We start from the raw sequence: 13844 nt of genomic DNA on the forward strand, positions 1-13844 counted from the left end.
GCCTCCTAGTCAAACTGGGACTTGCGCTTTCCGGGGGATAGATAGGCATTGAGCTTCTGTTCCACAATCCTGGGGTTGTCCCCCGCCTGGATAGCCATAATTCCTGCTATCATAATCTCCCTCATGAGGATCTCCTCTGCGGAGCGGACCTTGAGCTTTCCGGTAATGGGCCCTGCAAACATGTTCATGATTATGGCGCCGTAGAATGTTGTAAGCAGTGCCACAGCCATCGAGGGGCCGATGGAGGAGGGGTCGTTAAGCGACTGCATCATCGCCACAAGGCCCACAAGGGTTCCGATCATACCCATCGCAGGTGCAAAGTCTCCCATCGCACCGAAGATGGAGGCTCCCAGCTTGTGCCTTTCCTCCATATAGTCTAGCTCTGTTTCCAGAATCGTTTTTATAACCTCAGGCTCAGTGCCGTCAACGGCAAGTCGTATGCCCTTCTTCAAAAAGTCATCGTCAAGCTCATCCTCTGCAGATTCAAGGGAGAGGATACCGTCACGCCTGGCCTTGACAGCAAAGCCAACCAGCTGTTGTATAAGCTCGCCAAGGTCCTCGGACTTATGGAGAAATGCCTTGCTCAGCACCTTCCCCATACTGGCGATCTGTGCCATGGGGAAGTTGATCATAACAACACCCAAGGTTCCCCCGATAACGATAAGAACCGATGGGTAGTCGATATAAACACCCACTCCGGCTCCAATAATCAGAGCAACAACGATCAGAACGTAGGCCAGCACAAATCCAATTATCGTAGAAAGATCCATAGACTTCTTCCGTGACTATTTATGAAGAAACAGCGTTATAAGCATCTTGTAAATTTTCACTAATCTAAAGATACAGGATGAGAAAAGAAACATCAATAGAAATGTAGAGGTGAAAAAGGCGGGGAAAACCCCGCCTTTATGATTATTTATTAACGTTTAAGGGTGAGAAGCTCCTGCAGCATCTCATCACTGGTTGTAACCACCCTGGAGTTCGCCTGATACCCTCTCTGGGTCGTGATCATACTCACAAATTCCCTGGAGAGATCCACGTTTGAGTTCTCAAGGGCTCCCGAAGCTATGTCTCCGCGGAAGCTTGTCTGAGGCTTCCCGATAGCTGCTTCACCAGAGTTGCCTGTCTCGGCAAAAACCGTATCACCCACCTTCATAAGACCCTGTGGGTTTGTGAAGATAGCAAGGCTCACCTGGGCAAGGGTTCTAACGTTTCCGTTGGTATAGTAACCCACGATCTCACCTGCAGGGTTGAAGAGAGTCTGCTCAAGCTGCCCCACAGAGTAACCGTCCTGCTCTGTACTGCTCACCGAGGACTGCTCGGCGGAGATGTAGATCCCGTCATACTGGGAGGGGGTTCCAAGATTCATCTCGATGTCGCTGATGGTTCCGGCCCCGTTTGCTGTATCGTAGTTGAAGGTAAGGTCCGCCATTCTGGTTCCGGCTGTACTTGTCACATAGTTGAATGAGCCGTCTGCATTGAAGTGCAGCAGGATCTCATCACCGCCGGTCTGGTTGAATGAAACGTTTGCGTTCGGGTCCGCTGCCTCAATGTTCAGTTTCCAGATGTTATTGGTGGAGTCCTCAAGGGTATATTCATATTTAAGAACGTGTGATTCACCCTGGGCATCGTATATGGTCTGGGATGTGTTGAGTGAACCTCCGTCTGCACTCTGGAGCGTCTGATACTCGAAATAGTCGTAAAACTTGGCGTAGTCTCCGCCGCCTACAACCTCAAACTTCATCCAGTCGATCTCGTTCGGCTCACCATCCTCACCGGTAACCTGAAGCTTGCCGCTGTTCTCCTCGATATCACCCATATACTTAGCCAGCTGTGATTCTGTGGCGGAGGGATAGCCCATATAGTCCGCCATCATCTTCCGCATATCGTCCAGAGTCTTGCCGTCTGCTGGTATTGTACCCGTGCCGGGTATGGAATCCCCGCCTACGGAGGCATTGAACTGGAGAATAGCTGTATCATCCAGGCCGAGGGATTCGCCGGAGCTGGTGTAAAGGTTGGTGAGCTCGTCCTCACCCTTAGCGTATCGGTAGAACTCTTCGGAATAGCCGAAATCGTTCGCTTCAATAAAACCTGGGTCGTTATCTGGGTCTGAGGGACCGAGGCTCATGGAACCTGAGGGGATCATGTTGTTCTCGAATACGGAGCCTGAATACGCCTTATCAACCATAAAGCCTGAGAGGTCCATTCCGCTCACTGTTCCAGTGGCTGAATCGTATGTTCCAAGGTTCTGATACTCGAAACGCCCTTTATCCTCGTCGAACTGAACTGCGAAATCGCTGGCACGTAGAACGTTACCGTCGATGGCCTGCTCAATGGAGGCCGCCATCTCAGAAAGGGTGCTGAAATCCCTTCCAGCGTAGACGGTGTCTTCGAAGAACATGTTATCACTGCTTCTACTGGTTGAGATCTCATTATAAGTTCCGGAGAGGGACTGCATTATTACCGAAAGATAGGGGCTTCCGCTGAATGAGTTAACCTGTACATCAACGCCGTTGTCCGTTTCTCTGGTTATCTTGAATGTACCATTAGTTATATCTACATTAAAGTCTGTGCCTGCCGCCGCTGTGGTGTCAAAAGTAATGGTCTCACCCGCTGCCCATGAACCTCCCCAAGCTGCACCGGGGATAGTTACATAGGGTCTGTCGGTGGCGGGGTTCATGGGTGAGAAGTCCTGCCCGACGATACCGGTACCGATAAGCCCCTCTGTGGCTCCGGTCACTGTATAGCGGGTGGGATCTGCGGGATCGATCTGGATTGTCCAGTTATCTGTAACCGCACCATGACTGCTTGCGCTAACCATCGTTTCGTCAAAGGTTCCGCCCACGGTGGTCTCAACAAAGTTGTTAGCAACGGCATTATTGCCTGCGGCCCCTTCCATCAGATCCTCTATCCTTGTACGAAGCTGACCCATGGTTTTGAAGTCCGTTCCGTAGGTGAGTGTCTCGGGATTGCCGTTCACATACATAAGAAGCGATGAATCAACCTCAAGATTAAGGTTAACGTCGGAATCATTATACATAAATCCCATGTCGGTAATCTCGGTACCGTGTGCCTTGATCCTCACAGGCTCGTTATCCACAAGGTCCATCTTGATACCGTTTGTACTGAAGATTGAAAAAACATCGTTCGCTGTATTTGCAGTATGTAGTAGAGAGGGATACTCAAGGATAGAAGGATCCGCCTGTGTATTAAGAACCGCGTTCATGGAAACCTCGGAAGTTGGGTTCGCCTGAACGGTCTGGTAGTTGGCATCTATGACGATGTCGCTAACCTCGGTACTGTCCTGCACCTCTCCGGTGGCGGGATCCGCCATCCATCCCTGCACAGTGTAACCGGCGGGGGTAACAAGGGTGCCGTGACGGTCGAAGTTGAAGTCACCGGCCCTTGAATAGTACATCTCATTCGCCCCCTCGCCTCTCACAACAAAGAAACCGTCACCCTGAATTGCAAGGTCTGTGGTCTTTGAGGTTGTGGAGAGTGTACCGGGTTCGAATATGTTATCCACGGCGGCGAGGTAGCCACCAAGACCAACCTGCCTTGGGTTGATTCCGCCGTTGTTGTCCGTAGGGGCTTTACCCCCTGTGAGCGTCTGGCTGAGGAGGGACTGGAATATAGCTCTTCCCCCCTTGAAGCCCGTTGTATTCACGTTTGATATATTGTTTCCGATAACATCCATCGCTTTCTGGTTAACATCCAGACCTGTGATGGCGGAATAGAGTGATCTCATCATAAGGACACCTCCCTCACCTAACTTCCTCTAACCGAGATAATCTTGTCTGAACCGACCTTTTCACCGTATACGCTGAAAACGATCTTTCCGCCGTCCAGTGTTGCGCTGTCCACAACGCCGTTGGCATATGTCTGTGTTTCAAGCTCGTTGCCATCCACATCAACTGCATTGACCCTGAACTTATAAACACCGGGCTCAACCATATTGCCTTCCGCATCGGAACCATCCCAGTAGAAGGTGTTTTTGCCCTGATCGTAGGAACCTGCCTGGAAAGTGTTTACCACCCTCCCCGCTTTATCCATTATCGAAATCTCGGTTTTAAACGATGCCTGATCGGGAAGCTCGAACTGCATTGCTCCGACCTCACCGTCGAAGACGATATTGTTGCCTTCGTAATCAACGGTCTTACCTATGAAGCTGGATGCTGAGAAAAGGTTATTTACCCCCTGGGCGCCTGTCATGGTATCGCTGAGCTTGCTGATGGATTCATTCATATTAACAAGCTGCTCGAGCTGAGAGAACTGGCTTGTCTGACTGGTGAGCTCAGAGTTCTTCATCGGCTCAAGGGGATCCTGGTTCTGAAGTTCAGTTACCAGAAGGTTGAGGAAATCCTGTTGATCCATTTCGCCGTGATCGTTATCGACGTTGTTTTTTTCCTCAGGAGCCTGCCCGCCATTGAGCAGCTCATACATATTTTTGTCCACGGTTGTTCCGTTGGATACGTTCATCATGGTAAATCCTCCGTGATGCTCAAGCAGCTTTAGGCGTATATACCTCTGCTGCTGTCGTCCTCTTCATCCTCTTCGGGGGTGTCCCCGCCTGCGTCGGCGGATGATGAGCCTTTCTTATTTGAGCTGTCCTGCTGAAATTCTTCCCTCGGGTCCCTGTCTGCGAAGAGGAATTCCATCTTCTCCAGGATTATCCCCTTCTCTTCAAGATGCTGACGTATCTGATCCGTATGCGAGCTCATAAGGGCCTTCGCTTCCTGACTCTCAAAGCTTACCTTTGCGGTTATCTTGCCTGAGTTGTCCACAAGCTCGATATTCATCCTGCCCAAATCTTTCGGAACAAGCTGAATCGAAAGCTTCTTTGCCTCCTGGCTCTTAGCAACCTCGATCATCTCTGCAATCTTCAGGATCTCCTTTGGGTTTCTTACCTCAATCTCTTGTGGTATCGCTGTGGGCTTTGCGATCTGCTGTTTCTCTCCACCTCTTATAGTCTGGTCGAAGAGAGAGCCGTCATTAAAGCCGGTAAGCTTAGGTTTTTCATCGGAACCGGGCATGTTTGCCTCAATGGTTCCCTCTGTGCGGACAAAGCGGAAAACCTGCTCCTTCTTCTCGCCATTCTGCTGTGAGGCAAGCTCTTTCAGCTTTGCCTCAAGAACCTCCAGCTCTTCCTGGGTGAGCTCTGTGCTCATCTGCTCCATCACATTGCTGTTCTGCATAGCGAGTGCCAGATTTTTGTTCTGCTGGTTTCCGGCGGAATTGCTGAAGCCTTCAGCATTCTTTACGAAGAGCGTTTCGGCGAGCTTAATCATAGTTTCCTGCACACCTATTCCGTTCATCTTCAGGACCTCCTGCAGATGTTCCAGAAATTCAGCCGCCTCCTCCTCAGAATCGATACCCGCCAGAGCCTCTTTAAGCTCCGCCTTCTGTTCCTCGGGGATATCCAGATTATCTATCACCTCTTCGGGCGTTTCTGCCTGCGTCGATTGTTCACTGCCGCTATCTCGCTGTCCGTTTCCTGCCTCTGTGCGGTTAAGGTATTTCTTCATCATACCTTCGAAAGCGCCTGGGCCGTCATTCGGTACTGCGGATATGTCTTTGCCGGGTGCAGCGGATGTCTGCTGCATCATTCCAATCATGGACAATAGTTCCATATCCACACCTCCGGCTTCTCAATAGAAAAAAAAGTGCCAAAAGTTTTTCAGCTTTCTGCCGATAGTATTATACGGGTCAAAACATACGGTCCTGCACAATATAGTCAAGCTTCACCAACACCTTATGACTATACCTCAACTCTGCGAGCATCGATAGCAGTCCTCCACGATGAGTCTAAGGGATCAGGAACATATTTTCCGTAATTCTGAAATATTGAAGAGAATAGGCTTATGCAGTAGGCGTATAGGCTGGTTTATGAATGGATCAGGAGAGTTTTTCCCTTTCCGAGAGGAAGGAATAAATTTCCCAAGCCGCTTTTTCCGAAGGATTGAGGCCGATAAAAGGCTCTGCCACTCTCTCCAGATCACTTTTAACCGTTTCATAGGATCCGAAAACCTTTTCGGTGCTGTCTATAATTCTGGAAGGGACAAGATCCTCCTGAAGGCATTCGGGCACAATTCCTCTACCCGCTATAAGGTTAGGCAGTCCGAGGAACTTGATCTTTAATACTATCTTTCCGATTATCTGGCTTACGATTCCCACCTTATACAACACAACCATGGGCGTACCCAGCACAGCAGCCTCAAGGGTGGCCGTACCTGAACAGATCCAGAGCAAATCGGCATGCTTCATTATATCGTAGGTGAGCTCGGCAACTTTGAAATTCTTACCCCTAAGGTGCTCCATTATCTTCTCATCGGGTACAGAGGACGCCTTTGACACAATAAACTGGTAATCTTCCCCCATATTTTCTGCACTCTTCAGCATTACTGGAAGCAGAGTGTCCACCTCACGAAACCTGGAGCCAGGCAGAAGACCGATTATCTTTTTAGAAGGATCAAGACCGGCATCCTCCAGAAAGGAGTCCCTTTCGGTGTATTTGAGTTCAATACTGTCTACGATAGGATTTCCAATAAACCGTGCGTTTATACCCTCTTTTTTGAAAAGCTCCTCCTCAAAGGGGAGTATGCAGAGAAGAAGATCTACGCACTCACGGATTGTATTCACCCGCTTGTAGTTCCACGCCCATACCTGTGGTGCGATAAAGAATATGACAGGGATACCCTTTTCACGAATCTTTTTGGCAAAACGAAGATTAAAACCGGGGTAATCCACTAGCAGAACAGCATCGGGCTTCACTTCATCGAGTTTTTCCAGAAGATCATCACGCACTTTGAAAAGGAAGGGGAGTTTTTTCAGGATCCCGTCAAGACCGATGACGGAGAGTTCATCTATACTGTAGTACTGAACCTGCCCAAGCTCGGCAAGCTTTCTGCCGCCTGTACCGTAAAGCTCAAATGCACAATGCCTGGCCAGCTTCTTAAACATGCTGGAGGCATGGTTATCGCCGGACTGTTCGCCGGCGATAACGAAAAACTTCTTACATGTCGACATAAGGTGTTATGAAAACAAGAAGTTCGCTTCTTGTAACCCTTTTCGTTTTACCCTTGAAAAGGTATCCAAGTACAGGGATGTCCTTGAAGCCGGGAACGCCGGTATCTATTGTCGACTGCTCATCCTGATACAGTCCGCCGATAACCGTTGTCTCTCCATTCGCAAGGAGCACCTTTGTCTCGGCCTTCTTCTCATCGGATGTGGCTGTGTTTGCCGTTACCTCGCCGAGGGAGCTTTTCTCAACATCGATATCCAGAAATACCATCTTGTTTGATGTTATTTGAGGCCTAACGGTGAGCTTGATTCCAACATCGATCTCCTCGGCCTCGGCGTTATCCCCCGAAGGAACGATAAGCGCTGTGCTTCCGCTCTTAATAGTGGCTTCCATGTTATCAAGGGTTGTCACACGGGGGCTTGATATGGTCTTGGCCTTGTTCTGGGTTTCAAGGGCGCTGAGCGCAAGGTCCAGCCCGAAGGTTCCCGTGCGGTTAAGGAGCGAAAGACCGATAGTACCCACAGCACCAGCTGCCGGGATATTCACCATGTATCCGCTGGAATCCCCTCCGACATCTACCTGATTAGGGAAGTGAACCTTGGTTGTATCGTTAACGGAGGCACCCCACTGTATACCCAGCCCGAGGCTGTTAATGTCCGTAACCTCAACTATGCGAGCCTCGATGGTAACCTGGGGCGTTCTTTTATCAACACTCTTCATAAGGCGCTTAACTTCCTGAATCGCCTCTTTGGTATCTGTTATAACAAAGCTGTTTGTACGGGCCTCAACCTCAACCTTGCCTCGGTTTGAAAGGACCGATTGGATAATACCCACAAGCTCACCCGCAGTGGCGAAATTAACACTAACGACCTCTGTCTGAAGAGGTGCAAGGTTTTTCGCCTCCATCTCGGCACGTTTTCTCGCCTCTATCTCCGCCTGACGCTGCTGGTATCTGGTTGAGGAGATAACCCAGGCAATGTTCCCTTCTTCAACTAGGGTTAGGTTTCTGTCCCGCAGGATAAGTTTAAGGGCTGTCTCGTAATCAACATCCTTCAAAAAAAGGGTAACCTCTCCTTTGACTCCTTCGCCGAAGATGAGGTTCATGTCCCTTCCATAATAGATAAGACGGATCGCCTCACGGATATCCATTTCCTTCATGTTAAGGGTTATGAGGTTGTCCTTGTTCACCTCTTGCTTACTATCTCCCTCTTTCTTTTCAGGGGCCTTTGCAAGCTCCATAGCTGCCCTTGCAAACTCCTCGTAGCTTGCGCTTATGAGAAGGCCCTCGGGGGTTGTATCCACCCTTGCGAAGATATCCGCAGAGGGCTCGAGGACGAGAACGGGCTTGCCGTCTATCTTAACAAGCTCTATCTCGCTGAATGGCATATTGCTGAAGCTGAATCTGTTCTTAACGTTGCCGAGCATCTTTACATCACTTTCAAACTCAAGGTGAAGGGCGTTGTTTACTATCTTTTTGGTGTAGCTCACCCGGCCAACAAATTTGACCACGATGCTCTGTATATTCTTGTAGTTAAGGGTATCTATGGATGCTATATAGCGCTCCTCTTCGGGAGCTGCCGCCATGTCGCTGGTTATAGTCAGCTTGGAGCCGTTCTGTCCTGCGAAAACAGGTACCCTGCTGAACACATCCACGAGGAAGCGAACCTTCTTGGGGGGATAGTATTCGCCAACTTTAATACCGGAGACCACGCCGTTTCCGGGGTATGCCTTCTTACCGAGACTGCTTTTGACATCGAAGAGGTCCACAAAGAGGGTGTTATCGTCAAGGTAGCCGTAGTCGTACCTAGCCACACCGTCCAGACCTATCTCAAGGTGGAGAGTTCCGTCATTGGATTTATCTGCGAATGATTTAACAGCATCTGCGAGACCTACCTTTTCGGGGGCTAGGTTCTCAACATCCATGCCATAGCTTCCAAGGGTATCTGATTTCAGATCAGGGAGTGCAGTGCGGAAGGTTACGCCGAGGGTGTTGTTGTCATCCATGGAGTAATCGTAATCCACATTCTCTGTAAGCAGTATCTCAATCTGGCTCATCGCCTTGCCGGGGGTAAACACAATCCCCTCGACGACTGTGTCGGAGAAGTTGTAGTGAAGAACCTCTTCGCTGAATTTTGCGTCCGGGGCAAAGACAACTATCTTATAGGGGCTCTTGGAGTAAAGCACACGAAAGCCCACCGGCTCACTCGCTCGAACCGTTGCTCCGTATTCACCGTCTCCCAGATCTACAATCCTGAAATTCTTTATCTCCGTTGCAGGCTTCTCATCCGCAACAGGCTGCTTGCCTGCGCAGGATACAAGAAGCATAACTGCAGCTATAAAAATTGCTAATCTGTATGCCCTCATGACTTCTTCTCCCCGTTTTCTTCGTCCTCTTTTTCCTGATAAGGATCTAGCTGTATCTCACGAACTTCGGTTTTCTTGTTGCCGAAGATATCCTCGGTTACGTCCCTGAGCCTTATAAAATCAGAGCCGATGAACAGTATCCTGCTCCTGTTTAAGCCCATCTCATCCCCGGCACGAAGATAGTAGGTGTCTTTGCCGAGGGAGGCCACTGCGATATTACCCACCTCGCCGGTGAGAATACCCCTGATCTTGATCTCATCAACACTTGCCAGCAGAAGCGGGTTGCTGGTTTCCTCTTCAAGCTCCCTGCTCTGCTTATATTCCTCCACGACGCTGTAGAAGGGATCCTTCTCAAACTCGTAGTCGGGCTGGACATAGTTTATGCTGAACAGCTGAATAAGCTCCTTTTCCTGATCCAGGAGCTTCTGCTTATTCACCTCAATAGGCTTGGCTGGCTTTTCCTTTGCCCTTTGGCGCATGATCTCATCCCGATCGATATCAACACAGGAAACCACAACCATCAGGGCCGCAAGAACTGAGATTATCCTCATCATTGTGCACCCCCTGAGTCGAAACGGTATGAATTAAGCGTCGCATTAACACTCAGACCTCGGTCTCCGTCTTTGGTCTTGGTATTAATAAGGCTGAAGCTCTGAACGTTTACGATCTTGTCCAGATAGTTCAGATCATACAGATAACGTACGAGGTTCTGATAGTCCGTAACCATATTCATGCTGAAATTGACGCTTGAATGGAAGTTATCCACCCTCTTCTCACCCGCCGGCTGGAACATATTAACCTTGACCTTGTCCTTTTCGGCAAGTCCGACAACTTCGTCATAAAGAAGGTAGTAGCTCTTCTCGTTGGGGAGAACCTGCAGAACCGTATTGAACTGTCTTTGCAGTATCTCCAGCTGTTCTTTAAAGTCATCGTAGCTCAATTCGTAGGGGCGGAGCTTGTTTATCTGGACGATGAGCCCGTCGTACTCCTCCTCAAGGGAGGTGAGTCTCTCTTCCTGGGGGATATATTTAAAGTAGTAGTATCCGCCCGCAATGGCGAGGAGGAGAATTATCTCAATGATGAGTCTGAATCTGAATGGGATATTCTGCAGTTTCTTCATTAATCCAACCTCACGCCTGCGGCAATCACAAAGTTGTTCACCTCAACGTTGTCCTTGGTGTCCTTATCCGCCTTGTTCAGGTCGATATTGGTGAACATGCCTGTCTCGTAGAGATTCATCACGAAGTTATTAACAGAGGCAACCCTCAACGAGCTGCAGTTCAAGGTAACGCTGGCACCGGAGTAATTGAGCTTGGAGAGCCACACATCCTCCGGGAGTGAATGCTCTATATTAGTAAGTATCTTATAATAGCCTTTCTGACCTTCCTTAAGGGAACGGACTATGTCGATCTTCTTCTGAAGCTCGGCCATCTGCTTCTGGAACTTATCAACATCCCGCTTAACACGCTGAAGCTGCTTGAGCTCCCTCTGCTTCTTGTTAACCTGCTCCTCAAGGAAGGCTGTTTTCGCCTTCATAGTCATATCAACAACGACCACAGCCGCAATAACAGCACAAACGGCAAGCACAAAGGCGAACAGCTCAATATGTATCGCCTTAAGCTTCTTCTTCTTTTTTCTGCCGAGCAGGTTAACCTTTATCATTTGTCCTTCACACTCCTGAGCGCAAGTCCGGCGGCAACGTTAAAGGAATACAGGTTTTCCTCAAGCATACCCCTGTCCACAGAGCCTGAAATGTCCATTCTGGCAAAGGGATCAAAGAAGCTCGCATCCGCTTCAATTACCTCTTCCACTCTTTCTCTCAAGCCGTCCAGCGAGCTGACGCCTCCGCAGAGGAAACAGCGGGAGGGCTTGGTCTGGCTGTTAGATTCGTACATTTCGATTGTATTTTTAATCTCAAGAGCTATCTGGTTGTTGAAGCTTTCCACAATCTCCTTAAGCTCGGGTCTACCCTGAACAGCTTCGTTGTCATGCTTAAGCTGTTCCGCCTCTTCATAGGGAACTGTGAGCCCCTGGCTGATCATCTCGGTAAGGTTTCTTCCGCCCTTGAGGATCTCACGGGAGAACTCGTAGTTGCCGTCTCTTACAAAGATTAGGAGTGTATTTGAATGTCCAATATTAACGATCATCGAGGCTTCTTCATCCACCTCGTAGTTGGCAATAAAGCAGTTCATAAGCGCAAAAACCTCAAGGTCCACCACAAGGGGCTTGAGCTTTGCCGCTTCAAGAACGGATTTGAAATCTACAATGAGGTCCTTTCGTGCAACCGCCAGAACAAGGTCTGTCTCCCCCTCTTCATCGTTGATATGAACAACCTCGTAGTCGATGCTTACATCTTCGATATCCATCTGGATATACTGCTCAGCCTCCCACATAAAGGTTTCGCTGAGCTCATCGGGATCGCTTATGGGCACTGTGAGGCGCTTTGCGATAACACTGTTCCCCTTCAGGGCGGTGGCAACGTCTTTGGTGGAAAACTTACCCTGCTTAAAAGCAGCGGTGACAGCTTCGGTTACCTCGCCGTAATCCATAATAGTGCCTTCCACGATAACATCGGGGGTAAGCGGCACTTCCACGGCACTTTTCACCGTATAGCCCTTCCTCTTCGGCTTCAGCTCCACAAGCTTCACAGAACTGCTTCCGATGTCGATTCCAATTAGCTGCTGCTTTGAGCTAAACATCTATTCTCCCTGATAGAGGTTAGTATAAAAGCAGGACCACTCGCCCGTGTGACAGGCAGCACCTTTCTGATTTACAACATAAAGGAGCGTATCACCATCGCAGTCAAGGGCAACACTCTTAACAAACTGAAGGTTTCCAGAGCTCTCACCCTTTTTCCAGAGGCTCTTTCTGCTTCTGGAGTAATAATGGGCAAAGCCTGTTTCCTTTGTAAGCCGGAGTGCCTCCTCATTCGCATAGGCGAGCATAAGCACATCCTTGGTGTCTGCATCCTGAACCACAACAGGAAGGAGTCCGTCCTGTTTTACCCAATCTATTTGCGGTACTTCCATAGCCTTACGTCTCTTTTCGTCTGATTTTTTTTTTACTTAACTGAGAAATTCTCGTAGAGAACCTTTTTAACACGTTTCTCTTCGGATTCAGTCAACTTAAGCCCACGCATTTTCATGCCGTAGACCAGCCTATCCCATTCGGATTTGGGTCTTTTTTTTGCATATACAACATCGGGGGCATGACACGTCCCGCACTTGTTATCAATTATATCAAATTTTTTTTCAGATTGCCCGCTGCACCCGTATAAAACACTAACAAATACGAGGAAGCAGCTCGCCAGCAGGCATGTCCACAACACGCCGACCACCGATTGACGTTTCAATAATAACACGTTTATCCCCTGTTATCGTGCCGACGAGGGCACTTTTTTCACCCTCCGGCGTTTCTTTCAGAGTGTTAAGCAGTTTCGTGGAGTCATCAGATGATACAATTATAACAGCTAATCCTTCGTTCGCAACACTCAGAGGGTCGAAGCCAAGCATATCACATAAATTTGCAACATCCTCTGACAATGGAATATCATCCTCCCTAAGCAGTATGCCCATTCCGGACTGTTCTGCAATCTCGTTCAGAACCGCCGCCCCACCCCCTCGGGTAGCATCACGAACGAACTTGACATCGTAATCCCAGATCCTCTCAAGCATTCCGTTAAGCGGAGCGCAATCCGATTCTATGTTACCGGAGAAACCAAGCTCACCCCTCTCTATAAGAACCGATACCCCATGTCTTGCAATATCCGAGGTGAAGATAACAGCATCACCCTCACACACCCGCTCAAATGAGGCAGTGTCCATTATGACCTCGCCTATGCCCGCAGTGTTTATAAGCAGGCCGTCAGCACCGTTTCTGTCCACAACCTTTGTATCACCGCAGGCTATAAGCACGCCCGCCCTTTCAGATGTCTCCTTTATTGAATCCAGAACCCTTTCGAGCTGCTCAAAAGGATAGCCCTCGGGGATAATAAGCCCGAGCGAAAGGAAACGGGGCCTGGCACCGCTAACAGCCAGATCGTTCACAGTTCCGCAGACGGCAAGCTTTCCGATATCTCCGCCGGGGAAGAATTCCGGACGTACAACATAGCTGTCGGTGGTGAAGGCGACCTTCCCCTTTATGTCAAGGTGGGCCGCATCTGGTAGACCCTTGTTATATTCATTCCCAAAGCGGGTCTGGATCATCTCCTTCACGAAGGAAGCACTGGCCGAACCGCCGCTTCCAAGGGAGAGGGTAACTCTATCCAACTCTCCATCCTCCTTTCTTTAACTGCCCAGACTATAAACCATTTTCATCAAACATTCAAAGACTGTGTTAGCAATAAAATCCCTTTTTTGCTTTATTAAACCATAAGAAAATTGTATGATTATCAGATAATAATTATTGCATATTTAAAAATGACAGTTATCTTTGACATATAAGCACCACATTATGCAGC

Annotated in this window: 12 protein-coding genes; all 12 read right to left on the minus strand. The window is 49.0% G+C overall.

The annotated features are described in order from the left end of the window. Nucleotides 1-5: 5 nt before the first annotated feature. Nucleotides 6-770, minus strand: a complete 765-nt coding sequence (locus K300_RS0107200; protein WP_022850996.1) for a motility protein A — start codon at nt 768-770, stop codon at nt 6-8. A gap of 149 nt (nt 771-919) precedes the next feature. Further along, nucleotides 920-3751 (minus strand): flagellar hook-basal body complex protein, encoded by a 2832-nt coding sequence (locus K300_RS16145; RefSeq protein WP_022850997.1) that lies wholly within the window; start codon nt 3749-3751, stop codon nt 920-922. A 17-nt stretch (nt 3752-3768) separates the two neighbouring features. After that, nucleotides 3769-4482 (minus strand): flagellar hook assembly protein FlgD, encoded by a 714-nt coding sequence (locus K300_RS0107210; RefSeq protein WP_022850998.1) that lies wholly within the window; start codon nt 4480-4482, stop codon nt 3769-3771. Between the two features lie 29 nt (nt 4483-4511). Next, nucleotides 4512-5630 (minus strand): flagellar hook-length control protein FliK, encoded by a 1119-nt coding sequence (locus tag K300_RS0107215; RefSeq protein WP_081646917.1) that lies wholly within the window; start codon nt 5628-5630, stop codon nt 4512-4514. Nucleotides 5631-5895: 265 nt separating this feature from the next. Beyond that, nucleotides 5896-7026 carry a lipid-A-disaccharide synthase gene (lpxB, locus tag K300_RS0107220; protein WP_022851000.1) on the minus strand — a complete coding sequence of 377 codons (1131 nt, stop codon included), beginning with the start codon at nt 7024-7026 and terminating at the stop codon, nt 5896-5898. Then, nucleotides 7013-9385 (minus strand): type IV pilus secretin PilQ, encoded by a 2373-nt coding sequence (locus K300_RS0107225; RefSeq protein WP_022851001.1) that lies wholly within the window; start codon nt 9383-9385, stop codon nt 7013-7015. The genes lpxB and K300_RS0107225 overlap by 14 nt, the downstream gene beginning before the upstream one ends. Beyond that, nucleotides 9382-9939: a hypothetical protein gene (locus K300_RS0107230; RefSeq protein ID WP_022851002.1), complete on the minus strand. Its 558-nt coding sequence runs from the start codon at nt 9937-9939 to the stop codon at nt 9382-9384. The genes K300_RS0107225 and K300_RS0107230 overlap by 4 nt, the downstream gene beginning before the upstream one ends. Continuing rightward, entirely contained in the window at nt 9936-10505 is a 570-nt protein-coding gene (locus K300_RS0107235; RefSeq protein WP_022851003.1) for a type IV pilus inner membrane component PilO, read from the minus strand. Before K300_RS0107235 ends, K300_RS0107230 begins: the two co-directional genes overlap by 4 nt. Beyond that, complete coding sequence (locus tag K300_RS0107240; RefSeq protein WP_022851004.1) at nt 10505-11047, minus strand: PilN domain-containing protein; 543 nt, start codon at nt 11045-11047, stop codon at nt 10505-10507. The genes K300_RS0107235 and K300_RS0107240 overlap by 1 nt, the downstream gene beginning before the upstream one ends. Then, nucleotides 11044-12084 (minus strand): type IV pilus assembly protein PilM, encoded by a 1041-nt coding sequence (pilM, locus tag K300_RS0107245; RefSeq protein WP_022851769.1) that lies wholly within the window; start codon nt 12082-12084, stop codon nt 11044-11046. The genes K300_RS0107240 and pilM overlap by 4 nt, the downstream gene beginning before the upstream one ends. Next, a complete protein-coding gene (hisI, locus tag K300_RS0107250; RefSeq protein ID WP_026836354.1) occupies nt 12085-12414 on the minus strand; it encodes a phosphoribosyl-AMP cyclohydrolase in 330 nt (109 codons plus the stop codon). 252 nt (nt 12415-12666) lie between these two features. Then, complete coding sequence (hypE, locus tag K300_RS0107260) at nt 12667-13653, minus strand: hydrogenase expression/formation protein HypE (protein ID WP_022851006.1); 987 nt, start codon at nt 13651-13653, stop codon at nt 12667-12669. Nucleotides 13654-13844: the final 191 nt, after the last annotated feature.

The organism is Limisalsivibrio acetivorans, assembly GCF_000421105.1.
In the GTDB taxonomy this organism is placed as follows: Bacteria; Chrysiogenota; Deferribacteres; order Deferribacterales; family Geovibrionaceae; genus Limisalsivibrio; species Limisalsivibrio acetivorans.

What these genes read in the sequence shown, in the direction of transcription:
- K300_RS0107200 (WP_022850996.1), bottom strand. Translation starts at nt 770, where the DNA reads ATGGATCTTTCTACGATAATTGGATTTGTGCTGGCCTACGTTCTGATC.
- K300_RS16145 (WP_022850997.1), bottom strand. Translation starts at nt 3,751, where the DNA reads ATGATGAGATCACTCTATTCCGCCATCACAGGTCTGGATGTTAACCAG.
- K300_RS0107210 (WP_022850998.1), bottom strand. Translation starts at nt 4,482, where the DNA reads ATGATGAACGTATCCAACGGAACAACCGTGGACAAAAATATGTATGAG.
- K300_RS0107215 (WP_081646917.1), bottom strand. Translation starts at nt 5,630, where the DNA reads ATGGAACTATTGTCCATGATTGGAATGATGCAGCAGACATCCGCTGCA.
- lpxB (WP_022851000.1), bottom strand. Translation starts at nt 7,026, where the DNA reads ATGTCGACATGTAAGAAGTTTTTCGTTATCGCCGGCGAACAGTCCGGC.
- K300_RS0107225 (WP_022851001.1), bottom strand. Translation starts at nt 9,385, where the DNA reads ATGAGGGCATACAGATTAGCAATTTTTATAGCTGCAGTTATGCTTCTT.
- K300_RS0107230 (WP_022851002.1), bottom strand. Translation starts at nt 9,939, where the DNA reads ATGATGAGGATAATCTCAGTTCTTGCGGCCCTGATGGTTGTGGTTTCC.
- K300_RS0107235 (WP_022851003.1), bottom strand. Translation starts at nt 10,505, where the DNA reads ATGAAGAAACTGCAGAATATCCCATTCAGATTCAGACTCATCATTGAG.
- K300_RS0107240 (WP_022851004.1), bottom strand. Translation starts at nt 11,047, where the DNA reads ATGATAAAGGTTAACCTGCTCGGCAGAAAAAAGAAGAAGAAGCTTAAG.
- pilM (WP_022851769.1), bottom strand. Translation starts at nt 12,084, where the DNA reads ATGTTTAGCTCAAAGCAGCAGCTAATTGGAATCGACATCGGAAGCAGT.
- hisI (WP_026836354.1), bottom strand. Translation starts at nt 12,414, where the DNA reads ATGGAAGTACCGCAAATAGATTGGGTAAAACAGGACGGACTCCTTCCT.